This is a genomic window from Paraflavitalea sp. CAU 1676, from assembly GCF_029223285.1.
Taxonomy (GTDB): Bacteria; Bacteroidota; Bacteroidia; order Chitinophagales; family Chitinophagaceae; genus Paraflavitalea.
In genome coordinates, this window is record NZ_JARHUJ010000011.1 from 290,942 (window position 1) to 315,629 (window position 24,688).

Here is a 24,688-nt window from a genome sequence, read left to right on the forward strand (position 1 = left end):
GCTATAAATGTACAGAAAAATGCCACAGTTAACTCCCGCAGGGATGTTAAACTGTGGCATTCGATTAATTAGCTATATGAGCTATCTACAACTTCACGTTGAGGGCGAGCATGAAGTTGGTTCCCGACATCGGGAAATAGAAGTTCTCGGTGATCACCTTACCATACTGGTAACTGTAGGTGTACCCATTCGAATTGTATTTCCGGTTGAACAGGTTATTTACCTGGCCCATTAGCACGATCTCTCTCGCAACTACATTACGCAACGTATAAGATACTCTGGCATCCTGTACAAAGTAAGCAGCCAGTTTACGCTGGTTACTGGAAGTATTGTCGAGGTATTGCTTCCCTACGTACTTTTCAAGAAAAGTTATCTCGAAGCCCTTGGCAGGCAGTAAAGTAACATTGCCGCCGGCAATAAGCCTGGGCGAAAATGCGATATCGGTATTGCCGTGCGCGATGGCCTGTTGACCGCCGTTGTCGTAATCGTCATAGAACTCTGTAAAGTTTTTGATACGGTTGCCGCTGAATGTAGCATTGGCGCCTATCTGTAGCCACTGCCGCAACTGCGCCGTACCCTGCAACTCAATTCCTATTCGGTAACTGTCATCTACATTGGTACGGGTATAGCCACCCACGTCATTCACCTTGCCAGTTTGCACAAGTTGGTTCTTGTACAGCATGTAGTAACCATTGGCGCTAAACGAATACCAGCTGCCTCTTTGAGATATTCCAGCTTCGAAATCGTGCAGTTTCTCCGGCTTTGGCTGCTGTTGAGCACCGGCTTCAAAATCATCGCGATTGGGCTCTTTGTTAGCCTGCGCATAAGACAAATAGGTCATGAAGCCACCCTCGCTATAAGTAATACCCAATTTAGGATTGAAGAAATCGTAGGTATTGCGCACTTTCAGGTTGGGATTCTTGCGGAAGCCGCCGATATTATACAATACGCGGCGGTACTGCAGGTCCACAAATGCTTCGAGGTTCGCTGTAAACTTATGCTGGTATTTGGCGTAACCATTCACATCCGTTTTATAAGCCTTCAGGTCGTACCAGCGATACCTGTTGGGTATGCCGGCCTGCGCCCACATGATCTCTCCAAAGTGTTTGCCATCGTACCGGTTCCAACCACCACCAATTGTTACCTGATCTGCTGCAGCCTTGTATTGGAGCGAAAATATCTGTCCATAGAATTTATTATCGAGCCAAAGCTGCCTGATGAGATCGGTTTTAGTTGCTGTAACACCACCCACTACATAATTGGGCAATCCATACGAGCTGTACTTTTCCTGCGGTTTGTATTCTTCGTAGTACCCTTTCCCTTCCGTGAGCCAGAAGGCGGTATTGACGGCAAGCTTCGGGGAGAACTCATGGTTGAAGAATACCTGGTAGTGATCCTGCTGGTAGTTGTCGGTTTGATTGCTGTAGGTAAAGTAATTGTACTTGCGCGGATCGGCCGTGAACAGGTTTACTGAATCCTGTTGTGTATAGTAAAGTGTACCCAGGTTGTTGTAGTAATGTTCTGTCAGCTGGGCTTCATCACCATAGAGTTTTGCCTCTGGCACGCCGTTCCAGGACTGGTAAGTTTTTTCTTTTCCAGAAAATACGTTCACCCGTACCGATGTTTTAGCAGCAAGGTAGGCTCCGCTCAGGTAGAATGACTTCAGATCACTTGAGCCACGGTCAACGAAACCGTCGCTACTGATCTTAGACAAGCGGGCGTCGATCGTGAAATGATCACTGATCAGGCCGCTGCCGGCCTTGAGCGTATGCTTCCAGGTGTTGAACGAACCTATGCTGTTGTTGAGTTCAGCATAAGCCCTGGTATTGGTTTCATTGGTGCTGAGGTTGATGGTAGCACCAAAGGCGCCGGCTCCATTGGAAGAGGTGCCTACCCCTCGTTGTACCTGGATATTGTTGACCGACGAAGTGAAATCGGGCATGTTCACGAAAAAGCTACCCTGCGATTCCACATCATTGTACGGAATTCCATTGAGGGTAACGTTGATGCGTGTTCCATCTGTACCGCGGATACGGACCCCGGTATAACCTACACCATTGCCCGCATCGGAACTTACCACAGCCGATGGCAGCTGGTTGAGGATAAAGGGCAGGTCCTGGCCCATATTGATCTTTTCGATCTCCTTTTTGGAGATATCGGTTTTGGCGAAGGGTGCCTTCTCCCCCGCCCTGATGGCCCTTACCTCTACCGGTTGCAGGAAAAGATTGAGCTTGTTAAGCTTGATCGTGATACCGGCCTCAGTTGTTGAAACGGTGGTGTCGATAGCTTGGTAGCCTACGCTGGTAATGCGCAGTGTGTACCGGCCATGCCTGATGCGTTGAAAACTGAATTGACCGGTTTCATTGGTTACCTGTGTAACAAAATTGGATAGCTCTACGGTGGCAGCTGCTACGGGTGCCCCGGTGGATGCATCGGTTACGTGGCCCTTAATTTGTTGAGCCAATAACCCGTGGGAAATCAATAAGTAGCAAATCCCCAAAAGCATTTTTCTCATCTTCGGAAAGATTTAGAGTGAAAAAAAATGATTTAAGAGAAAATGCTGCGAAAGCGAAGTGTAGACAATAGAAGAGGACCTACCTTCCCTGCGCAGGCATTACCCTGGTCAGGTTCTACGGGTATAATCTCAGCCTTTAGACATACTGCCTGGGCAGTATGAGAAAAGCACCCCGGGAATCTGAAAAAACCTCTTTGGCCAAAGAGACCGCAAAGATACAGGCAAAAAAACTTTTTTAAAAGAATTGTAACATTCTGGTGCGGGCATCCGTCACACCTATATAACAGCAGCCGGGTGGCTTACTGGCAGACCGGATGCAACATTCAACAAATCAAGCAGTCTCTATACTAAAATGCTTATTATGAAAAAGATCGGATTGTTAGGCTTCGGCATTCTTTTTTCGCTCTTATTATCGGCACAGAAACAAGTGAATGATCCTTTGGCCCAGGTGCGCCAGGTATCGGGCTTTCATGCCATTAAAGTATCTACAGGTATCAAAGTATATTTAAGTCAGGGTCCCGAAGCAGTAGCGGTGAGTGCTACCAAGGCCGAGTACCGCGACAAGATCGTTACCAAAGTGGAAGGCGGCGTTTTGAAGATCTATTACGAACAGGAAACCCTGAAGTTCTGGAAGAACGGTGGCGGTACCAAAGGCAAAAACCCTGTAGCGTATGTATCTATCGACAAGATAGATGGTATTGATCTCGCTTCCGGCTCCAGCATTGCAGTAGAAGGAGACCTGAAAGGTGATAAACTGGTGATGGATGTTTCGAGTGGTGCGGTGTTCAAAGGCGCCATCGCCTTCAATGGTCTGGACATCGATCTAAGCAGTGGTTCAGTAGTTAATATCTCCGGTACATCCAATACCCTGAATGTTGATGCCAGCAGCGGCAGTATCTTCCATGGCTACGAACTCGCAGTAAATAATTGCGATGTAGATGTGAGCAGCGGTGCAGGTGCGCAGATCACGATCAACAAAGAGATGTCGGCGGAAGCGAGCAGCGGCGGTTATGTTTCTTACAAAGGCAATGGAGTGATCCGCAACGTAAAGACCAGCAGTGGTGGATCTGTTTCCAAGAAAGGATAATATTCAACTAACTCAATACAAACTGAGCAACCCATGAAAAAGGTATTTCTCTTACTGATTATGGCCCTGCCTCTCGCCATGATGGCCCAGAAGGTGATCACGGATGAAAACGCACAACCCCGTCAGGTAGGCAGCTTTCACGCTATCCGCGTTTCCAATGCCATTGACCTGTACCTCTCCCAATCCGACGAAGAAGCGCTGGCGGTGAGCGCCATCAAACCCGAGTTCCGCGATCGCATCAAAACTGTAGTGGAAGATGGCGTGTTGAAGATCAGTTACGATGATGATGGTAAATGGTGGAAAGGCAGCAAGAAACTGAAGGTGTATGTATCTTTCAAAAACATCGACAAGCTAACGGCAAATGGCGCCAGTGATGTGGTAGTTACCGGTACGATCAAGGCCAACGACATGGTACTCTCTATGGGCGGCGCCAGTGATTTCAAAGGGGCTATCGAAGCAAATTCGCTCGATGTGAGCCTGAGCGGCGCTTCCGATGCGGTGGTGCATGGTAAGGTTACGGTGCTGAAGGTAGATGCCAATGGTGCGAGCGATTTCAAGGGTTATGACCTGATCGTGGACAATTGTGATGCTGATGCCAGCGGTGCTTCCGATATCAAGATCACCGTGAACAAGGAATTGAATGTGCGGGCCTCGGGCGCCAGTGGTGTACACTACAAAGGAGATGGAGTGATCCGTGACCTGAGATCAAGTGGCGCCAGCAGTGTGCGCAGGGGGTAATCAGCCGGAAAAAACGACTCCTGCGTTTTAAATTCAACGATAAAGCTTTTCGGGGCTGACCTGTTGGTCAGCCCTTTTTTTATTAATTATCCTGTTACCCTATGGTGTGCCAGGCATCATCCTTCGTTCAACCCAGGGCCATCTTAGGGTGTTGGTGGGGGGAGGTCTTCAGCACCAACCAGTTGAGGCCTTTTCGGGACCTAAACACGCTGTAACAGCTTCTTTGGCATTTATTGATTGCCAAAGGCCCAAACCAGGAACGCGGGCAATTGAGCGCTCCAGTCGGGCCAGTCATGACGGCCGGCGGGTGCTTCCACATATTGAACATCGCCGGAGCCGCCCATTCTCTTTTGCACCAGGGCGATCACGTCTTTGGTATCGTCCACTACATCTATGATCCCGTCTTTATCCCGGTCGGATGATTCTTCGGCTCCGCCGGCATAAAACCAGTATTGCTGATGTGGCTTCTTGCGGGAGTCTTTCAATTTCGCGATCATTATGCGGTTATCATCATCCTTATAGGTCGTATCGGACAGGTCTTTATCGCGCCACCAGAATGAACCGGAGAAAATACCGGCTTTATCGATCTTATCGGCATGGTTCCAGGCAATATCGAAAGCAGAGAGCGCGCCCAGGGAAAATCCAGCTATAGCCACTGTGTTGAACTTACGCACGCCGGCCTTCTTTTTTATGAAAGGATAGAGTTCGTTGTTGACGAACGCATCATAGTAGCCTGCCCGGCTGCCACGTTGTTCAAAATCGGGTTTGTCGGCCACTCCATACTCCTGCATCCGGTCGCCGCTATGTACAGCTACAACCACCAGTGGCTTTATCGCTTTGGCTTTGTAAAGACTGTCGAGCAGGTCATTCAACCGCAGCCTGTCGGCTTCCTGGCCATCGTTCAGGATCAGAAGATTCAGCTGTGACTTATCATCAGGCAGCGGCGTATTGAAGATCGTAAGTTGTACAGCGCGCTGCAGGTGGCGGGAGTAAAGGCTATCCTGCTGTTTTTTCGGGGCCGCTTTACAGGCGCAAACACCGACCAGCAGGCATATTAACGATATCTTATTCATAACCCTGAAAATACAATTTGTAAAAAAAGTAAATCAAATTTGGCAGTAATGAAAAAAAGTGTACATTTGCAACCCACATCGCGAAGTAGAGCAGCGGTAGCTCGTCGGGCTCATAACCCGAAGGTCCCAGGTTCGATCCCTGGCTTCGCAACCAAATCAAAAGCAAGGGATTAGCAATGCTGATCCCTTTTTTTATTGGTATAAGGTTACCTGGGCGTCTCTTCCAGGCTTACTTTATACCACGACAACCTTTTATTACCTTTGCATTCTTTATGAAATCGGGGTTTGTAAGCATATTCGGGAAGCCCAACGCGGGCAAAAGCACACTCTTGAACGCCATCATGGGCGAGAAGCTGGCTATTGTATCACCTAAAGTGCAAACAACCCGTCACCGGATCAAAGGCATCGTCACCACGCCCGAATACCAGATCATCTTTTCCGATACGCCCGGCATCATTGAACCCAAGTACAAACTACAGGAGAAAATGATGCATGCTGTACAGCAGGCGCAGGAAGATACTGATGTTGCCGTGTTGCTGGTCGATATCAATGAAAACCTGGAAGAGGCCAATACCCTTTTTTCCTCCCTGCGATTGAAAGCACCGGCCATTGTAGCAATCAATAAGCTGGATACCGCCAAAGCAGAAAAGAAGGAAGCAGCGCTAAGCTTTTTCCGCGGGCAGCCTTATTGCAAGGAAGTCGTAGGCATCTCTGCGTTGAAAGGCGCACAGGTAGATGACCTGCTGAAGACAATCGTGCAATACATGCCCGAAGGCGAACCCTTCTTTGCTGAGGACGAGATGACCGACCTGCCTACCCGCTTTTTTGTAGCAGAGATGATACGGGAAAAGATCTTCTACCTGTTCAAGGACGAGATCCCCTATCATACTACGGTGATCGTGCGGGAGTTCAAAGAGAAGGCAACACTTGTCAAGATAGTCGCCGATATCGTTGTACAGCGCGAATCACAGAAAGCCATCCTGCTGGGCGAAGGGGGTAAAATGATCAAGCAGCTGGGTACCGACGCGCGGAAAGATATTGAACAGTTCATTGGTCAAAAGGTATTCCTGGAGTTGTTTGTGAAGGTGAAGCCCAAATGGAGGGATAACGATTTCATGCTGAAAGAATACGGTTATCATTAAATAATAAGAAGCAGTTATGGCTGGTTTTACGGTAGCAATAGTTGGACGACCCAATGTAGGAAAGAGTACATTTTTTAACAGACTGCTGGAGCAGCGCAAAGCCATCGTGGATGATGTGAGCGGCGTTACGCGCGACCGGCAGTACGGTGTAGCTGATTGGAATGGCAAGTCGTTCAACGTGATCGATACCGGGGGATTTGTACCCCAAAGTGAAGATGTGTTCGAACGCGAGATCCGCAAGCAGGTGATGATCGCCCTTGAAGAAGCCAATGCCCTGATCTTTATGGGCGATGCTGCAACCGGCATAACCGATCTCGATGAATCGATGGCCGATGTGCTGCGCCGCACTTCCAAACCAGTCTTTTTAGCCGTTAATAAAGTAGACAATTCAGCGCGCATGCTGGAAGCGACCGAGTTTTATGGACTTGGCTTCGACAATGTGTTCTTCATTTCTTCTATGAGTGGTAGTGGCAGTGGTGAATTGCTGGATGCCATTACGGCTTTGATACCGGCTGAACCAGCTACAGAACCCGAAGACTATACCGGAGAAGAAGGAGAGGAAAAACCTAAGGAACCCACTATTCCAAAGTTTGCGATCATTGGGCAGCCGAACGTAGGCAAGTCATCTCTTCTTAATGCATTGATAGGCCAGGAACGAACCATTGTCAGCGAGATCGCTGGTACTACCCGCGACACCATCCATACACATTATAATCTTTTCCAGAAAGAATTCGTACTCATCGACACGGCCGGTATCCGCCGCAAAACGAGGGTACATGAAGACCTCGAGTTCTATTCGGTTATCCGTGCTATCAAGGCCATGGACGAAGCAGATGTATGCTTATTACTGCTGGATGCCGAGAAAGGGATCACAGCCCAGGACCTGAACATTTTCAGCCTGGCAGTCCGTAAAGGCAAAGGAGTAGTGATCCTGGTAAACAAATGGGACCTGATGGAAAAGGCTACCAATACGGCACGTGACTACGAAAAGGTACTGAAAGACCGCCTGGCTCCCTTTAATGATGTACCCATCCTCTTTATTTCTGCTAAGGATAAACTGCGCATCCACAAGGCTATTGAATTGGCACTGGATGTTTTCGAAAGCAAACAACGCCACATTCCAACCTCACAGTTGAACGAGATCATGTTGAAGGCCATCGAGTCTTACCACCCGCCGGTGGTACGCGGCAATTCTATCAAGATCAAGTTTGTGACACAGTTACCAACACATGTTCCTTCTTTTGCATTCTTCTGTAACTATCCCGACGAGGTCAAGCAACCTTACAAGAACTATCTCGAAAATCAATTGAGACAAAATTTTAATTTCAAAGGAGTACCGGTAAGATTGTTCTTCCGGAAGAAATAAGGCGGTATTTGATAGTAAATAAACCCGGTTCAAATCAAAATTCAATCTACTGATTGTAAAATATTTGCATAATAGCAAAAAGATATTACTTTTGCGCCCATCTCATCAAACTCAAAAGCAATTCCAAATGAAAAAGTTACTCGCTATTTTAGCTGTTGCTGGTTTTTTAACTGCTTGCAGCGATGGTGGTACTGCTGAAGAAACAAAGTCTGATTCTACAGCTGCTCCTGCTACATCTGCTCCTGCTGCTGACAGCACAGCTACTCCTGCTGCTGATTCTACACTGAAAGCTGACAGCACTAAGCCTGCTGCAGACAGCACTAAGAAATAGTAGTCTGGCAAGATATTTTGCTGGCCTCCCCCACAGGGAGGCTTTTTTTATTGGTATACAGGATCATTGACATATGCGCTCCGACACATATAAATAAATCAATCTATTTAAAATCATTATTCAGGAAGTTGATGGCCGTTTTTGTTTTTTGCCTAAATTGGCTTCTCAAATAGCCGCTTACAACCAAAACGAATTATAAACCTCTGGAATCCATCTCCTGTGTGCACCATTATTCCGATCTCATTCATTATTCAACGCCTGTAAACTATTCAATTGCATGAAACACCTTTACCTGCTTCTGATGGCATGCCTGTGCTATGTCATTCCCACAAATGCTCAAACGAAATATTGGATTGGTCCTTCCAACGGAAACTGGAACAACGCCAATAACTGGTCAAACACCTCTGGCGGCGCTGCTGGTGTTGACGTACCCAATGGCGCCAGCTACGATGTAGTGCTCGATCAGAATGCGCTCATCCTCGTTGACCTCACTGTTATTACACTCAACAGCTTAACCGTAACCAGTAATGCCAAGGCTCGCCTCTATACCCCTGCCACCGGCACCACGATGACGCTTAACAGCAGTAGCATAGCAGCGCCAGCCCTGAAGATCGATGTCGGCAGCACACTGGAAGACAGCGCCTCTACTGCGAATACTACTTTCTCTACAACTTTTGCCAATAATGCGCAGGCGTTGGTAGATGGAACCTGGAGCTTCTTCGGTGTAACAGGTGCTCCGTTTGCTGGAACTGCTGTTGGGCAAATGCCTGGTACCGGCTTTTCCAATTTGCTCACTGTAAATGGCACCATCAAACTAGCCAACGACTTTAGCGGTTTTCTCTGCAGCGTACCTGCTTACCTCAAGTTTGAAAGCGGCTCCCGTTTCTGGGTCGCCCGCAACGCCGGCAATATTCCTGTTGCTACCTGGGATGCAGATGCCGCCATTTCGATCACAGGCATCACTACCGCTGCCCCAAGCTTCAGCGCCCCGGTACCTTCCAATATCGGGCACCTTTCCGTTAACTGTCCTGGCATGACCAGCTCCGTAGCACTTGCGTTGCCCCCTGGCCTCACCATTAATGGTAACCTCGAGATATTAGGCACCAATAACCAGAACTTATCATTGAGCGCCACCACAGTACCGGCCGTCAACTATACCGTAATGGGATATATGGAAGTAGGTGCCGGGTCTTATGTAACCCTGGGGGGCTCCAACCTCACCAGAAGTTATACCTGGGATCTGCGCGGTAATTTCCTGCAAACCGGCGGCACCTTAAACCTCATGAATAATATTGGTACCGTCACCAACCCGGTTACCTTTAAGATAAGGGGCGACGTTACACAGATCAGTGGCATATTCGATTGCCTTAACCCCACTGTTAGTACCAGTGCCGAGCTGTTCGTGATAGAATTAAATGGTACCACCAACCAAAATATCGGATTCTTTTCCTCGCCGCTCGACAACCCCGCAACACAGGTGGTTTTGCGCATGAACAACAGCGCAGGCGCCACACTGCAAAGCATCTTGCAGGTAGGTAAGCTAAGCTGGAATTCTGCCGCAAAAGGAGTTATCACAACAAGTGCTTCGAACTTCCTGTTTGTACGTAACAGCAACGCAACCGACCCATTGGTATTCAATTCGCCTTCCAACAGCGGCTATGTAGACGGCCCGTTAAGGAGAGCTGCTGCCTCCAATACCCAATACCTCTCTTTGCCAGTAGGCAAGGGTGGCGTACTTCGCGCCTGTGAGGTGAAGCCTGCTGCTACAACCTTCTCTGTGTACGAAGCCGAATACTTCAACAGCGGATATGCTACAACCACTGTCACAAGTCCTTTAACGGCGATATCGAACCAGGAATACTGGAACATTTCTAAAATAGCTGGTAGTGATGCAGTAATAAGGCTCTCCCTGGCAACTGCCGTACCTGGCGCCGGCGCTACCGATACGTTGGTAGTAGCGCATTTCAATGGCACCTCCTGGACAGATGCCAGAGGAACCAAACTGTTCCCCGGCAACTCTACCACAGGCAGCATTGAGACTACAACAATGACAAGCTTTAGCCCTTTTACATTTGCTTATACCCTCAATAGTGCATTGCCTATTTACCTGTTGAACTTTACAGCCAGGAAAGATGGCAGTACCGCTAAAATCAACTGGACGATCACCGACAACAGCACGCCTCAGCAGTTTGAAGTTTTGCGTTCTACCAACGGCAGCAATTTTACGGCTATCGGCACTGTCAATGGCGAAGAGAATAAACTCTCTTATTCATTCACCGATGCAGCATTGCCTGCAGGTACCGTTTACTACAGACTGCGTATGATAGATATCGACGGCTCTGCAGAGCTTACCAAGATCGTAGTGGTAATGAATGGTTCCAGAGGAGTGGTTATCTCTTCTATGATGCCTACCATCGTTACGAACAGGGCACGCCTTCAGATCGGTTCTTCCGAGAAGACCAATGTCCAGTTTGTGGTAACCGACATCCAGGGCCGCACGGCTTATCGCCAGGTAAATGGTATTACTGCCGGTAATCAGGAAATATGGCTCAACCTGGCAACGTTGCCTGCCGGCACATACCAGGTTACTGGCTACCTGCAAAACGGAGAAAGGACCAGCACCATCCGCTTCATCAAGCAGTAGTAAATACTACCATCAAAATATCTGCATCCTCCTGCGCAATCGCAGGAGGATTTTTTTTCGTAGTTACCGCAGGCTGTATGACAGCCTGCCATATACTATGAAAAAGTCCATTACACTACTCATTTTCCTTTCCGTTGCCCACTTAAATAGCATTGGTCAGATTCGTTGGATTGGTACTGCCGGTGACAAACAGTGGAATACTGCCGCCAATTGGCAAGGCAACATGGTACCCACACCGGGCGATGATGTACTACTCGACAACTCGCTGTTTGCTGGCAACTATTCCATCAATTTACCCATAGGAAATATAACGGTCCATATTCGATCGTTGACGATTCAGCCTTCGGCGGCACACACCATTGAACTGGTGTTACCATTCGGGAATACCGCCCTCCCTGCATTGCAGCTCAGCAACACGGCCACCTGCCTCGCCATCCATGCAGGCGGCATTTTCAGGAATAATTCAGGAGCATCATCGGGCATATCCATACAGGTTGCGGGTGTAATGTGGATCGGCAACGGCGGCCGATATATTCACAATACTCCTATCGCACATGTCAATTTGGTAGCAGCGCTATCAACTGTACCAGGCACCGAGCTGGGCATCTTTGAATTTGATATCAAGGGGGGAAGCCCCTTGCTCTCGGTTTCTGGCAGAACCTATGGAACGCTGGCATTCTCAGCGGTAGCCAATGGAAGTAGCAAGACGTATAATATCAATGGCCTCAATCGTGCTACTATACGCGGCGACCTGATCATCGGTAACCAGGTGAACCTGAACCTCGCGCTGGATGACACTATATTCATAGCAGGCAACCTGGTGCAACAAGGCGGGATGTTAAACCTGGGGAGCGCACCTTACAATACCGTTATTCGCATAGCGAAAGCCCTTGAACAAACCAGCGGTATCATCACAGAAAAGGACAATGGCTTTCCTGTTCTTGAATTCTGCGGAAGCAGTGTACAAAATATATCGGTAGCAGCAGGCGGCATTGCTAATGACATAACCCTCAAGATCAATAACCCTGCAGGAGCAACCTTACAAACACCGGTCTCCCTACCCTACAAACTCCAATTGCAAAACGGGCGCCTCGTTACCACTCCATCGAAACTGTTAACACTGCAACCTGCCTGCACCGTTCATGCTGATTCGCTGACAACCGGTACTTTTATCGATGGCCCACTGAAGAAGGAGGGACTATCAGCAACCGGCCAATTTATGTTTCCCGTGGGTAAAGGCAACGCTCAGCGCTGGCTTTCGCTGGTAAATGTAACCGGCACCTTTACCGTAGAGTTCCATCGCAGCAATCCTGCATCGAAGAGCAGCGTCATACCCGCTTCTATTCACCATATCTCAAGAATCGAGCACTGGAGTATTCTGGCCGATGCCTTGAGCAGTCCGCAAGCACAGGTGAAGTTATCTTTCAATGATCCCAACAGCGGGGGTGTTACAGATATGATGGCATTAAGAGTAGCCCAATTGTCCCCCACAGGCTGGGTGGATATGGGCAATTGGGAACGACAGGGTACACCGGGGTCCAATGGATTCGTCATGAGTGAGCCCGTTGCGACATTCGCCCCCGGCCAGCAATATTTTACGCTGGCCAGTACCAGTGCTACCCTCAATCCATTGTTACTAGGGCCCCGGGGGCAATTGCATCATGCCGAAGGCAGCCGTCTCTCTGCAACGCTGAGGCCTTCCGTTACCAGCGGTTTTACACAACTGATCATCACTTCACCCAGGAGAATGACCATTCATTGCAAGCTGGTTAATGCAGCAGGGCGTGTTTGCGAGATGAGGTCCATCCAGCTTCAACAAGGACATACCAGCATAGCGATCGATGTATCGAAATATCCCAGAGGCATATATACGATGTCAATCACTACCCTACTGGCCAGGATAGAACCGATAAGGTTGGTCAGGCTGTGATAGACAACCGGTGTGCGGTAGCGTGGGTTTACTACAATAAAACAGGCCCGCCATCGCTGGCGGGCCTGTTTTACTATTATGCTGCTGGTGTTAAACCAACTTGAATGTCTCGAGGAATTTGGTATTGAAGTTACCCTTGATGAAGTCTTCATTCTTCATCAGTTGCTGATGGAAAGGAATGGTCGTCTTCACGCCTTCAATTACATACTCGTTCAACGCGCGGCTCATGGTATTGATGGCTTCTTCCCTGGTACGTGCAACAGCAATGATCTTGGCGATCATGGAGTCGTAGTAAGGAGGGATTACATAGCCGGCATATACATGCGAGTCGATACGGATGCCATGACCGCCGGGCTGGTTAAGCACGGTGATCTTACCGGGGCTGGGCCTGAAGTCGTTGTAAGGATCTTCCGCATTGATACGGCATTCGATAGCGTGCATTTGCGGTTCATAGTTGAGGCCGCTGATGGCTTCGCCGGAAGCGATCTTGATCTGTTCTTTGATCAGATCGAAGTTGGTCACTTCTTCGGTTACGCAATGTTCTACCTGGATACGCGTATTCATTTCCATGAAGTAGAAATTACGGTGCTTATCAACGAGGAACTCAATGGTACCAACGCTTTCATATCCGATGGCAGAAGCCGCTTTGATGGCAGCATCGCCCATACGCTGACGCAGTTCGGGTGTCATGAAAGGAGAAGGAGATTCCTCTACCAGCTTTTGGTGACGGCGCTGGATAGAGCAGTCTCTTTCGCTGAGGTGGCATACTTTACCGTAGCGGTCGCCGGCTACCTGGATCTCGATATGACGGGGCTCTTCCACGAATTTCTCCATGTAGATACCATCATTCTTGAAAGACGCACCTGCTTCTACTTTAGCCGTAGTGTAGGCACGCTCGATCTCTTCTTCATTCCATACTACCCGCATCCCCTTACCACCACCACCGGCAGTCGCTTTCAGGATAACGGGATAGCCGATCTCTTTTGCCAGGCTTTTTGCCTCATCGAGGTTTTCCAGCAAACCCTTACCACCGGGCACCACGGGTACACCGGCTTTGATCATCGTATCCTTGGCGGTGATCTTGTCGCCCATCGAACGGATCTGATCGGGTGTGGGTCCGATGAACTTGATATTGTGCTCGCCACATATTTCGGCAAACCGGGCGTTTTCTGCCAGGAAACCATAACCCGGATGGATACCATCCGCATTGGTGATCTCGGCAGCTGCCATGATATGGGGAATGTTAAGATAGGAATCGGTACTGGCTGCACGGCCTATACACACAGCCTCGTCGGCAAACTTCACGTGCAGACTATCTTTATCAGCCGTAGAATATACCGCTACAGTTTTAATACCCATCTCACGACAGGTACGTATTACCCGTAAGGCAATCTCTCCACGATTGGCTATTAAAATCTTTTTGAACATTCTTTTGGGTTGAGAATTTGAGGATCTGAAGATCTGAAAATGGCCTTACCGGTGAATCGACAGGGGTGTCATTCGCTCAACAGCACATTTCCAAATGTTCAAATTAATTAGGTTCTACCAGGAACAGCGGTTGGTCATATTCCACAGGCGAAGCGTCTTCAACCAGTACTTTCACGATGCGGCCTTTTACTTCGCTTTCAATTTCATTGAAGAGTTTCATTGCCTCGATGATGCATACCACTTTACCAGGCAACACTTCGTCGCCGGGTTCCACAAATACCGGTTTGCCGGGTGATGGACTGCGGTAAAAAGTACCGATCATGGGGCTCTTGATGGTGATCAGATTGTCAGCAGCGGCTTCTGCTGCTTTGGGCTTATCCCCGGAAGTTTGTGCTGCGGGCGCTGCGAGAGCCTGGGGTTGAGCAACCGCCGGGAAAGCCACAGGCGCATGTACGGGAGCAGCAATTACGTGTTGAGCAGGTTCTTCTTTTTGCTTGATGGTTAACTTGAATCCCTTTTCTTCTATGGTCACTTCACCGATGTTGGACTTGTTGATCATTTTGATCAACTCCTGAATTTGTTTAAAATCCATCTGTTTAATTGTTTATGTTGACGGTTAGTTCGGGCAAAACAGGCGGCTAAGATAAGGATTACACTCTAAATATACCCAAAACCCCTTTTATAAAGCTAATATCCAATGGAATAAAAAAATGGACAACAGAAAGGCTCCATTATCCATTCCAGTATTTTTTTATAAAATGCGAACAGCGATCATACACCTTATTCTTTCACGCGCTCTACATACTCACCATTCTTGGTGTTGACACGGATCAGTTCACCTTCATTCACGAACAGGGGTACGTTTACGGTAGCACCGGTTTCAACAGTAGCTGGTTTTAAGGTACGGGTAGCCGTATCACCTTTTACACCAGGCTCCGAATAAGTTACTTTCAACACGATCTTATCGGGCAGTTCCACACTCATGGGCTGCTCGGTCTCGGTATTGATCAGCATGGACACTTCCTGACCATCTTTCAAAAATTGCGGAGCATCGATCAATTCTGCCCCCAGTGCAATTTGCTCAAAGGTTTCGTTATCCATGAAGTTGTAACCACTGTCGTCTTTGTACAGGAACTGGTAATCTTTCCTTTCTACACGAACCGGGTGAATGTTATCGCCTGAGTTCCAGGTTTTTTCAATACTTCGTTTATTGTCAACGCCTTTTAACTTAGCCCACACCTTAGCGGCGGCACGGGCAGTTTTGTTTTCCCCGAAATCAACGATGGAGTATAAGCTGCCATCGAGCTTGATGATCATACCGCGGCTGATATCTGCAGTAGTTGCCATAAAGTAGCTGAAATTTTTTTATTACAAATGTTACCACCTCCGCTCCTGTGGCGCTAAACCCGGGCAGCAGGGGCAGCAAAACTACGGCAAAATTGTCACCGCACAAAAGGTTAGTAAAAGTTCAAAATCAGCTCAAAGCAGGGATTGGCGGTGCCGGGGAATTCCCTGAGCGGGCCCTTTACCGGAATGCCTACAGTAGAAGTTTGATCAATTGGCTGATCAGGAAGCAGAAACACCCAACCGGCTTACAGCGACGCTCAATGATTGGCCGCCAAAAACGCGGAAAGACCGCTTGGAGAGGGTAGGAATTTCGCTGTAAAGGTCTTTTTCTCCAAAACCTCGGGGGCGCTCAGAAAATTCTTTCTCCGGGAAATCGTCATTTCTACTGGCCCTGGGTTGATTGGCTTTATAAGTGCTACTGCTCCTTTCACCGATACAGCGCCCTGGCTGACAGTTACCCAAAGCTCGTTGTCGGGAATGCCCTTTATGTTAATGGGGAGTTGATTCTCAACGCCAATAAAAAGTATATTATTTTTTAATGCTGCTTCCTGCAGCTGTTTTGTTTCTTCTTCCGTAAACATGGCCCCCCTCACAGGCGCTGGGGCGGCAGTGATGAGTTCACCGGCCGCTTTAGTAGTAATCCGGATCACCCCTTTTTGCCCCTTCGGACCGTAAATGGCTTCAGCACCCGGACCTTTGATCACGTCAATCGATTTGATCGCCTCCGGTTTCAGATCCAGGGTGCGGTACTCAACAGTGTCATAGACTTTACCGTCCACGACGATAATTCCTTCAAAATTGCTGAGGCCTTCATTTCTTTCCACTCCCCTGATCCTGATCACGGGCCTGCCAGTGTCTGCAACTTTTGATTCCTGCACTGGTCGCAGGATGATAGCTCTTTTGGGTAAAGAGGAATCTTTTACCTTTTTGCTGGTCACCAGAATTACCCCATATCGTGCCCTTTCGCCGTACAAAGCAACAGCCGCCTGGTCCTTTAATATTGAAACACTCTCAATATCATTGGGGTCCATGGTATGGAGGACGCTGCCTTCTTCTCTAAATACAACACCGTCTACGATGACCATTGGATCCCTGCCTTTCATAGACCGGTGAGGATCGGCTGGGCCCTCGAGGCTGGCATCGATAACATACCTGGTCGAATCGAAACGGGGAACCCTGAGGAGGAGCCTCGATGAATCGATCCGCTGCAGCTTGATACCGATTACAGCAGGCACCGTATCGGCAGTTGGAGATTCAATCATTTTCTCTACGGCCGGATACAGGGCAACATTGGCACCCAGCGGCAGTGGCGCCTCATCCAACAGGCCGGGCTCTATTGCAGTTGAAAGATCATTCGTCACAGCCGCATTCCTAAAAGCCAGCAAGAGCACTGTAACCAGGGGCAGTATGAACAGGAATTTTATCAAATGTACTTTTGCACTACGCATTTTGTTCATCATGGCTATCCTCTTTTTAAGCGATGAGAAATTAAATTGACTGGCGATCGCAAATGCAGGAACACCTACTACTTTCAATAACAGGTACTGATATTGCCGGCGATCGAGCCCTGCCTGCAGGACATGATGGTCGGCAATAAACTCCAGGTTCTGCCGGATGGCATGGCGGATGAGCCAGGCAAAGGGATTATACCAATTAAGAAGGCATAATATTTCACACCACAGCATATCGGCGGTATGGCGTTGCTTTACATGAATGAACTCATGCCGGATGATCTCTTTTAACTCCACTTCACTATGTTGCTTTTGATTGATGAAGATGGAGCGACCGAAAGAGAATGGTATGATCGCTTTGTTGACCTGGTAGATCTTTACTGTGTTGTCGGAAATGAGTTCGGACGACCGCTGAATTTTCTTCAGCGAAAGGTATTGTACCAGCAACCTGATCAACATGATCAACATTCCTGCAATAAAGAAGTATAATAACAGCATCCACCCATCCGGCGCGGATGACTGGCTAGCCGCGGTTCCATAATTGCCTACTACCGGGATAAGCTGCACCACCGGATACTTTACCCAGGCCTCCTGCTCCAGTAATGGATTAATATTGACAAAAGGAATGAAGAAGGAAATCAGGGAATAGCCCAGTAGGTACCATCGGTTCCAGTTGTGAAAAGTAAGCCGCCGCAACACCAATGCATAGAATAGATAAACGACGGCGAGACTGATCGACAACTTTAGCAAATACTGGGCTATATACGGCATAACAAGGTGCTTAAATGATATACGAATATTAATTGGTCAATGATACCCGTCCGTTGTGGATCATGATATGAAATTTATCAGGATTGCCTTTGTATAGGTAGATTGACAATTTCTTAAACGAATCGGCCGTGAACTTGCTCAACTTGCCGTCGTAAGAGATTGATCCCACGACCGAGGTAAGTACACCGTTATCGAAATTCACATTCTTGAATCTTAAAGTATACCCCCTGCCGGCCAGCTCGCGGGCGATACGGTCCAGATCATCCGAAGTCATGCTGTTGGTCAACTCAAGCAATGGTTGCTCTTCGAGAGGCACTTTATCGGCTTCCATCCCGGCAGATGCTGCGGGAGCTATTGCGATCAGATCGCCGCTCATCACAGTTCTCCGAACCGGTGTTTCCTGTACCTGGGCATGGGCATTGCCCTTGCCAACAACCGTTCCGCCCGACACATTGACTTCAGAGGCATACACCATCCGCACTTCATCCGCCGCGATCGAAATATCGTTGTCAGGTGTAGCCACGGCAACCACATTTTTGACTTTTACCGGTGGTGCAGGAGGCTGGGCAGGCTGCGAAGGCTGTGGCGCTTCTACAGGCACAGGAGGCGCAGGAGGCGTTGCTGGCTGTGCTGGCTGCTGGCCTTTTACCGGAGCAGGAGGAGCGGGTGGTGCGGCCAATTTGGAGGGCCTGGGAGCAAGCGGCGGAGCCGGAGGTTCCAGGTCGCCGTATGCCTTTTCGAAAGCGGCTTTTTCATCTGCCTTTGTCAGGTCGAAGGATTTGACCGTTCCATCTCTGAGGGTGACTTTTGCTTTGTCACCCTTCTCGGTAATCATGATCTGCTTTATATTCCTTTTCTTGAATTCCGCGTCTATGTCGATCGTTTTCACCGGTACCGTATCTGTTATATTTGATACGGTTACGGAGGTGTTGGTGATCGTTACCTTCCGGAAGGCCAGCAACACTACCACAAGCAGTGGTAGTATAAACAGGAACCTCATGAGGTGCGCATTGGCACTTTTGTTCTTGTTCATCATGACAATTCTTTTTTTGAGTGAGGAAAAATTGAAATTAGAGGTGAAGCTGAACGGGGCAACACCGGTTACCTTCAACAAAAGGTATTGGTACTGCTTTCGGTCGAGACCGCTTTGCAACACCTGGTGATCGGCTATGTATTCCAGGTTTTGCCGGATGGCTTTCCGGATAAGCCAGGCAAAAGGATTGTACCAATTGGTAATACATAACAGTTCGCTCCACCAGAGATCGAGTGAATGACGTTGTTTTATGTGAATGAATTCATGTCTGATGATTTCCCTGAGCTCATGGTCCTGATGGAGATGGCGATTAACGTAGATAGCATTTCCCGTAGAGAAAGGGATGATCTTTTTTTCAACATGGAACAATTTTACGTCGCCATCAGACAATAGTACAGCCGACGAAAGTAGCCGCCGCAGCGACCAGTATTGTACCAGCATTCGAATCAGCATCAGGACAGTGCCTGCCGCTACCAGTAAGGATACAACCGCCCAAACGATTTCCTTTCTTTCAACCGGCAGATATGCCTTGCCGGCATTGGTGAGCGATGGTATATAGTTAACAACGGTAGCATCGATCCAACCCCGCCTTTGTAACAAACTGCCTACATCAACCATAGGTATCAGGAAACATACCGCAGAGTATAGTAATAAATACCACCGGTTCCAGTTATGAAATGTAAGCCTGCGCAGCAGCAACCAGTAAAACAGGTATACTACTGTCAAGGCAATGGATAGTTTGAGGATATACTGCATACGTTTTTACTTCTTTCCTTCAATCATATCGATGATCTCCTGTAATTCTTCGGGGCTCAGTTTCTTTTGCTCCACGAAGAAGTTCACCAGCTCTTTATAGCTGTTATCGAAGTAATTCTTGACTACGCCGTTCATAAAGGTTTTTTTATATTCCTCCTCGGTCATAGCCGGTGTATACAAATAGGCATTCCCTACCAGCTTACTGCGCAGCATACCCTTTCTTTCCAGGTTCTTAATGGTAGACGCAAGGGTGGTATAAGGAGGCCTGGGTTCGTCCATCAATTCCAGAAATACCTTTACGTTACCCTCTCCGGCCTTCCACACTGCCATCATCGCGTCCTCTTCCTGGGGTGTTAATTTCTCCATCTGTACGATATTTTCGTAAACCTACGACAATATCGTAGACCTTCCAATTATTTTCTCCCTCATTTTGTTAAAAGAGACTTCTCATTATACAGTAAGATGGTTTACAGTTACTTTTGGGGCCACAAACCTCATTCAAAATTTCGACCGCGATGAAGAAATGGATACTGACAACAGCCACTTTATTGTTTGTCTTACTTGCTGTGGCACAAACGGATACAACCTATCCCTACAAGCGTTTCCCGACCGTACCGCCTTTCACTTTGTTACAGGCCGATAGCACAAATTTTACCAAAGACCAGTTGAAGAAAGGACCCGTGCTGGTGATGTTCTTTAGTCCGGGTTGCGATCATTGCCAGCATCAGATGGAAGACATGATGAAAAGCATTGATAAGTTCAAGCATGCCCAACTGGTATTGGCCACCTATCAGAAATTTGAAGAAATGGTGGAGTTTATCAATTATTTCGAACTGAGTAAGCATCCTAATATCAAAGTGGGCCGGGATGAAAAGTTTTTCCTGCCCCCCTTTTATCATATCCAAAGCCTGCCTTACCTCGCAGCATACGACAAGAAAGGCGACCTGGTGAATACCTGGCAGGGAAATGTGGCGGTAGAGACTTTGCTCAAAGCCCTCCAGTAATTCCGGATTTAGATTGCATCTTGTGTTTTCATGGCCTACCTTTGCCCCGCCTGCCGGATCCGTCTGAAACGGACAGACAGGATTTACACATTGATCAACTCTAAAATTGTTTTCTGATGAAAGTAACCGTTGTGGGTGCAGGCGCCGTGGGTGCTACCTGTGCCGATAATATTGCCCGTAAAGAACTTGCTACAGAACTGGTTTTACTCGACATTAAAGAAGGATTCGCTGAAGGCAAGGCCCAGGACATGATGCAGACCGCTACGCTGCTGGGCTTCGATACCCGGATCACCGGAAGCACCAATGACTACTCTAAAACTGCAGGATCTGATGTTGTAGTGATTACCTCAGGCTTGCCCCGCAAACCTGGTATGACCCGCGAAGAGCTGATCGGTACCAACGCTGGCATCGTAAAAGGTGTGTGCGAAAACATCCTCAAATATTCTCCCGATGCGATCATCATCGTGATCAGCAACCCAATGGATACCATGACCTACCTGGCGCTCACTGCTACAGGACTTCCCAAGAACCGCATCATCGGTATGGGTGGTACTTTGGACAGCGCCCGTTTCAAATATCAACTGAGCCAGCACCTCGGCTGCAGCCCGGCTGATCTGAATGCAGTGGTAATTGGCGGTCACGGTGATACAACCATGATCCCCCTGATCCGCTTTGCTACCTGGAACAGCGTTCCGGTAACCAAGTTCCTGAGCGAAGAACAACAAAAACAAATTATCGCTGATACCATGGTAGGTGGCGCCACCCTCACCAAGCTGATCGGTACTTCTGCCTGGTATGCACCCGGTGCTGCCGGAGCAGCCCTGGTTGAAAGCATCGTTCGGGATGAGAAGAAATTGTTCACCTGCTGCGTATCGCTCAATGGCGAATACGGACAGAAAGACATCGCCCTGGGTGTACCGGTGACCATTGGCCGTAGTGGCTGGGAGAAGATCCTGGACTTCGGTTTGAATGCAGACGAGCAGGCTCTGTTCAACAAGAGCGCTGATGCCGTACGCAATATGAACGACGTTCTGAAGACTTTATAAGCTTTAAGCTATAAACAACGATAGAGAAAAGGGCGCCAATGGCGCCCTTTTTCGTATGATTATTTGATGAGGCGGATACAGAAGGGATAGCGATACAGCTTGTTCTCACTGGCCCGTATAGTGGCTATAATGATCAACACAATGGCTGCGATACCAATTGCCCAGATGAGGAAAATGCCTATCAACACAATGATAAGAATGGCGCTTATGATGAAATAGATCACCAGAGATATCTGGAAGTTCAGCGATTCTTTCGCATGCTCTGTCACGAATTTGGAATCACCCTTCTTTACCAGGTAAATGATCAGGGGTGCCCAAAAGCCGACAACCAGACAAAGAACGTGGCTTAGGATGGCCATAGTACGCTCATCGGACGTAGGTGTGTATAAGGGTTGCTCTTCGCTACCCAGGATTGAATTGGTTTGCTGATTCATGTTATGTTTGTTTAAGATTCTTATACTTAATAAGTCTCCACAACCACCATTTTATTACACCACCATTTCCACCTTAAGTTACTGAATATCCCCGCCAGTTCCATAAAAAATAAATGAACCATCGTTCTGTTTTACAAAGAAGTTGCAATTTTTCGTGTCGCTCAAACAATATAAGGGCAGCCCCCTCCGGATACTGCCCTTATTATCAGCTTCAACCAATTACTGTTTGATCAGCTTTTGCTGATACATATCGGTAGTGCCAGCAATGATCTCCATCACATACGTGCCGGGAGCAAGCCCCGCAGGTGCTTCTATCGTAAAGGAATGCACCCCTTTACCCATCGACTCCCATCGTTGCACCACTACCCTGCCAAACATGTCAACCAGGCGGGTCTGTACACGCCCTGCACTTTTCAATTGCAACTGAACCGTAATCACCCTGTCGAAGGGGTTGGGCATGATACGGGTAACCTGAAGACTTTTAATACTCAACCGGACTACGGAAGAATAGACCTGCTTACCATTAAACGACCGGGTCTTGATCCTGTAATACCTGGCGGGGGCCAAGGTGTTTACTTCATCGGTAAACTGATAATTGTTAACCCCCATAGTATTCCCTTTGCTCTTAACACTGCCGAGGGATACAAAGCGGCTGCCATCGTTGGAGTATTCAATATCATGATGTTCAATATTGTATTCCTCTTTAACACTCCACTGCAGTACCGATTTATCGTCGAGTAAACTGGCTTTAAAAGTAAAGCTATTGGCAGGCAATACACCACCAGTGTAAAAGCAGGTAGCCTGTGAGCCACCGCCTGGCTGCGTAGGATCGTCGGAATTGATAAATATCGGGTTGCCATTGATATCGAATAGGGTAACCCTCGACTGATTGCAGACATAACTATTGAGTGCCGTCTTGACCCTGAACGTCATTACGACCTTATGCTGCACACCGGGCCTGATGATACCATTAGGCTGCCCAGCCGTGTTGATCAGGCGACCGCCGGTTAGCGAAAAAGGCATCATACCACTCACATCGGGAATGACAACACCATTGAGTTTTGTGGAATTGGGAATGTACGCTGTATTCGCAGGGATATAGTCGTACAATTTAACGCCTGCAGCATTCAGGTTGCCGGTGTTGATGACCTCGATAACGTATTCCACGGTATCACCACCTATCACGCCTACATGCCCATTGATATTGCGGTACGTTTTGATCGCTTCCAATACAGGTGCCAGCACCGGAAATCCACAGCTGGTATAGTCACCGCTCGTCCACACATTATTCAGGGAGTCCGTCACCAGCGATACACCTGCCATGGAAGCCAGGTTCACGTTAAACACATTCCGGTAAGCACCACCAATGTAAACATTACCGGCCGGATCCACCGCCATCGAATTGGAAGTACCCGGAAAAGGGTTTACCGAACCAAGGAACGTGGATACCCTGGTGTTAGGGTTTATCTTATACAGTTTGCTGGAGTTGGCAATCAGGTACAGGTTACCCGAACCATCACCGAATATATCACCGCCGCTTTCATTGAGAATATTGTTGCTGCCATTGTTGACATCATTGATCAGCGCGCCAAGGCGTACGATATCCGGAGCGCCTGTAACGGCATTGATCGAAAAGCGGATAATGTCACGACCATTCTGTGTAATGGCATAACCAAAACCATCCGAACAAAAGGACATCCTGTTGATATTGTAGCCACTCGTCAGGTTCGTTTCCAATGGATAACCTACAAATCTACGGGCGACCACCGGAGAAACATTCAGGTCGATATAACTGAGGTCCTGAAATTCGTTGGTATAGTTATTTACAAAATAGATGCGATTGGTATTCTTGTCATAGGCAATAGCAGAAGCATACGTGAGCACCGAGCCTGCGGCAAGTGCAGCACCTGTCAGCGCATTGTAGCAAAGCCCGTTGGCGCCATCGTAGATCATCGGGCCTGCAGTACCATTGGTCGTATTGACCGTTCTGATATATCGATAGGGTTTATTAGACGGGCTTTGGGGCACACCATTGGTCGTTTCGGCCGTCGACTGATAGATGGTGGTACAAAGCGGATCGGGCGACAGGTTGGTAAACACTTTATTGGAGTTCTGCGATATCTTATTGGACTGGTGATCATACTCAAGCATGGCGAAATTGTTGATATTACCACCATTGGCAGTTACCCGCACACGGAACCTGATCGTAGCCGGCACATTGGGTACCAATACACCTAAGCCAGCCGCGGGCGACTGGATGATATTGCCCGTATTGGAATAAGGCATTTTGCCACTGGCATCGGCCACGCCTGCCCCATTCAGAAAGGTGGAATTGGGTACATAGGCACTTCCCGCCGGGATGTTATCGTACAAAATAGCATTCGTGTAGTTCGTCGTGGATAGATTCTTCACGACGATCGTATACTCCAGGATATTTCCTTCGCTGGCGCTGGTGCCGTTACCGCCGGTAGTGATATTGGCAACAGTCTTGCTGAAGTCGACAGTCTGCGCTTCAGACCGCTCTGCCATACCCCAAAGCAGTAACAAGAGAATAAGCAAAATCAGGATAGTAGATCTCTTTTTCATTGGAAT

At 48.2% G+C, this 24,688-nt stretch carries 19 protein-coding genes, 1 tRNA gene and 1 riboswitch; of the genes, 10 read left to right on the forward strand and 10 right to left on the reverse strand.

Annotated features, from left to right (window positions below; translation table 11 throughout):
- Nucleotides 1–85 precede the first annotated feature (85 nt).
- On the reverse strand, nt 86–2,515 hold the full coding sequence (locus P2H89_RS31870) for a TonB-dependent receptor (protein ID WP_275834909.1): 2,430 nt from the start codon (nt 2,513–2,515) through the stop codon (nt 86–88).
- 67 nt (nt 2,516–2,582) lie between these two features.
- Nucleotides 2,583–2,700: riboswitch (TPP riboswitch) on the reverse strand.
- A 176-nt stretch (nt 2,701–2,876) separates the two neighbouring features.
- On the opposite strand from P2H89_RS31870, the gene P2H89_RS31875 reads away from it, so the two are divergent.
- Nucleotides 2,877–3,602 (forward strand): head GIN domain-containing protein, encoded by a 726-nt coding sequence (locus P2H89_RS31875; protein WP_275834911.1) that lies wholly within the window; start codon nt 2,877–2,879, stop codon nt 3,600–3,602.
- A 33-nt stretch (nt 3,603–3,635) separates the two neighbouring features.
- Nucleotides 3,636–4,340, forward strand: a complete 705-nt coding sequence (locus P2H89_RS31880; protein ID WP_275834913.1) for a head GIN domain-containing protein — start codon at nt 3,636–3,638, stop codon at nt 4,338–4,340.
- A gap of 230 nt (nt 4,341–4,570) precedes the next feature.
- Here P2H89_RS31880 and P2H89_RS31885 read toward each other — a convergent pair whose 3' ends face one another.
- On the reverse strand, nt 4,571–5,413 hold the full coding sequence (locus P2H89_RS31885) for an alpha/beta hydrolase-fold protein (RefSeq protein WP_275834915.1): 843 nt from the start codon (nt 5,411–5,413) through the stop codon (nt 4,571–4,573).
- 79 nt (nt 5,414–5,492) lie between these two features.
- Between P2H89_RS31885 and P2H89_RS31890 the strand changes: the two genes are divergently transcribed.
- From P2H89_RS31890 to P2H89_RS31915, 6 genes are all read left to right on the forward strand, one after another.
- Nucleotides 5,493–5,567 (forward strand) — tRNA-Met (locus P2H89_RS31890).
- A 118-nt stretch (nt 5,568–5,685) separates the two neighbouring features.
- Nucleotides 5,686–6,555, forward strand: a complete 870-nt coding sequence (gene era, locus P2H89_RS31895) for a GTPase Era (protein WP_275834917.1) — start codon at nt 5,686–5,688, stop codon at nt 6,553–6,555.
- Nucleotides 6,556–6,571: 16 nt separating this feature from the next.
- Nucleotides 6,572–7,921, forward strand: a complete 1,350-nt coding sequence (gene der, locus P2H89_RS31900) for a ribosome biogenesis GTPase Der (RefSeq protein WP_275834919.1) — start codon at nt 6,572–6,574, stop codon at nt 7,919–7,921.
- A gap of 127 nt (nt 7,922–8,048) precedes the next feature.
- Complete coding sequence (locus tag P2H89_RS31905) at nt 8,049–8,252, forward strand: hypothetical protein (protein WP_275834921.1); 204 nt, start codon at nt 8,049–8,051, stop codon at nt 8,250–8,252.
- A 277-nt stretch (nt 8,253–8,529) separates the two neighbouring features.
- On the forward strand, nt 8,530–10,896 hold the full coding sequence (locus P2H89_RS31910; protein WP_275834923.1) for a T9SS type A sorting domain-containing protein: 2,367 nt from the start codon (nt 8,530–8,532) through the stop codon (nt 10,894–10,896).
- Between the two features lie 97 nt (nt 10,897–10,993).
- The gene (locus P2H89_RS31915) at nt 10,994–12,826 is read left to right on the forward strand and encodes a hypothetical protein (protein ID WP_275834926.1); all 1,833 of its coding nucleotides are present in this window, start codon (nt 10,994–10,996) and stop codon (nt 12,824–12,826) included.
- A 90-nt stretch (nt 12,827–12,916) separates the two neighbouring features.
- Here the strand turns inward: P2H89_RS31915 and accC are convergent, their stop codons facing one another.
- The 6 genes from accC to P2H89_RS31945 all read right to left on the reverse strand — a co-directional run bounded on the left by accC (nt 12,917) and on the right by P2H89_RS31945 (nt 19,978).
- On the reverse strand, nt 12,917–14,254 hold the full coding sequence (gene accC / locus P2H89_RS31920; protein WP_275834928.1) for an acetyl-CoA carboxylase biotin carboxylase subunit: 1,338 nt from the start codon (nt 14,252–14,254) through the stop codon (nt 12,917–12,919).
- A 103-nt stretch (nt 14,255–14,357) separates the two neighbouring features.
- A complete protein-coding gene (gene accB, locus P2H89_RS31925; RefSeq protein ID WP_275834930.1) occupies nt 14,358–14,846 on the reverse strand; it encodes an acetyl-CoA carboxylase biotin carboxyl carrier protein in 489 nt (162 codons plus the stop codon).
- Between the two features lie 188 nt (nt 14,847–15,034).
- On the reverse strand, nt 15,035–15,601 hold the full coding sequence (efp, locus tag P2H89_RS31930) for an elongation factor P (RefSeq protein WP_275834932.1): 567 nt from the start codon (nt 15,599–15,601) through the stop codon (nt 15,035–15,037).
- A gap of 257 nt (nt 15,602–15,858) precedes the next feature.
- Entirely contained in the window at nt 15,859–17,823 is a 1,965-nt protein-coding gene (locus P2H89_RS31935; protein WP_275834934.1) for a M56 family metallopeptidase, read from the reverse strand.
- Between the two features lie 28 nt (nt 17,824–17,851).
- The gene (locus P2H89_RS31940; RefSeq protein ID WP_275834936.1) at nt 17,852–19,612 is read right to left on the reverse strand and encodes a M56 family metallopeptidase; all 1,761 of its coding nucleotides are present in this window, start codon (nt 19,610–19,612) and stop codon (nt 17,852–17,854) included.
- A 6-nt stretch (nt 19,613–19,618) separates the two neighbouring features.
- On the reverse strand, nt 19,619–19,978 hold the full coding sequence (locus tag P2H89_RS31945) for a BlaI/MecI/CopY family transcriptional regulator (RefSeq protein ID WP_275834938.1): 360 nt from the start codon (nt 19,976–19,978) through the stop codon (nt 19,619–19,621).
- 149 nt (nt 19,979–20,127) lie between these two features.
- Here P2H89_RS31945 and P2H89_RS31950 point away from each other — a divergent pair, with 149 nt between their 5' ends.
- Both P2H89_RS31950 and mdh read left to right on the forward strand, forming a co-directional pair.
- Nucleotides 20,128–20,616, forward strand: a complete 489-nt coding sequence (locus P2H89_RS31950) for a redoxin domain-containing protein (RefSeq protein WP_275834940.1) — start codon at nt 20,128–20,130, stop codon at nt 20,614–20,616.
- Between the two features lie 116 nt (nt 20,617–20,732).
- Nucleotides 20,733–21,662 (forward strand): malate dehydrogenase, encoded by a 930-nt coding sequence (gene mdh / locus P2H89_RS31955; RefSeq protein WP_275834942.1) that lies wholly within the window; start codon nt 20,733–20,735, stop codon nt 21,660–21,662.
- Nucleotides 21,663–21,721: 59 nt separating this feature from the next.
- Here the strand turns inward: mdh and P2H89_RS31960 are convergent, their stop codons facing one another.
- Both P2H89_RS31960 and P2H89_RS31965 read right to left on the reverse strand, forming a co-directional pair.
- On the reverse strand, nt 21,722–22,096 hold the full coding sequence (locus P2H89_RS31960; protein ID WP_275834944.1) for a DUF4870 domain-containing protein: 375 nt from the start codon (nt 22,094–22,096) through the stop codon (nt 21,722–21,724).
- Between the two features lie 219 nt (nt 22,097–22,315).
- On the reverse strand, nt 22,316–24,682 hold the full coding sequence (locus P2H89_RS31965) for a hypothetical protein (RefSeq protein ID WP_275834946.1): 2,367 nt from the start codon (nt 24,680–24,682) through the stop codon (nt 22,316–22,318).
- Nucleotides 24,683–24,688: the final 6 nt, after the last annotated feature.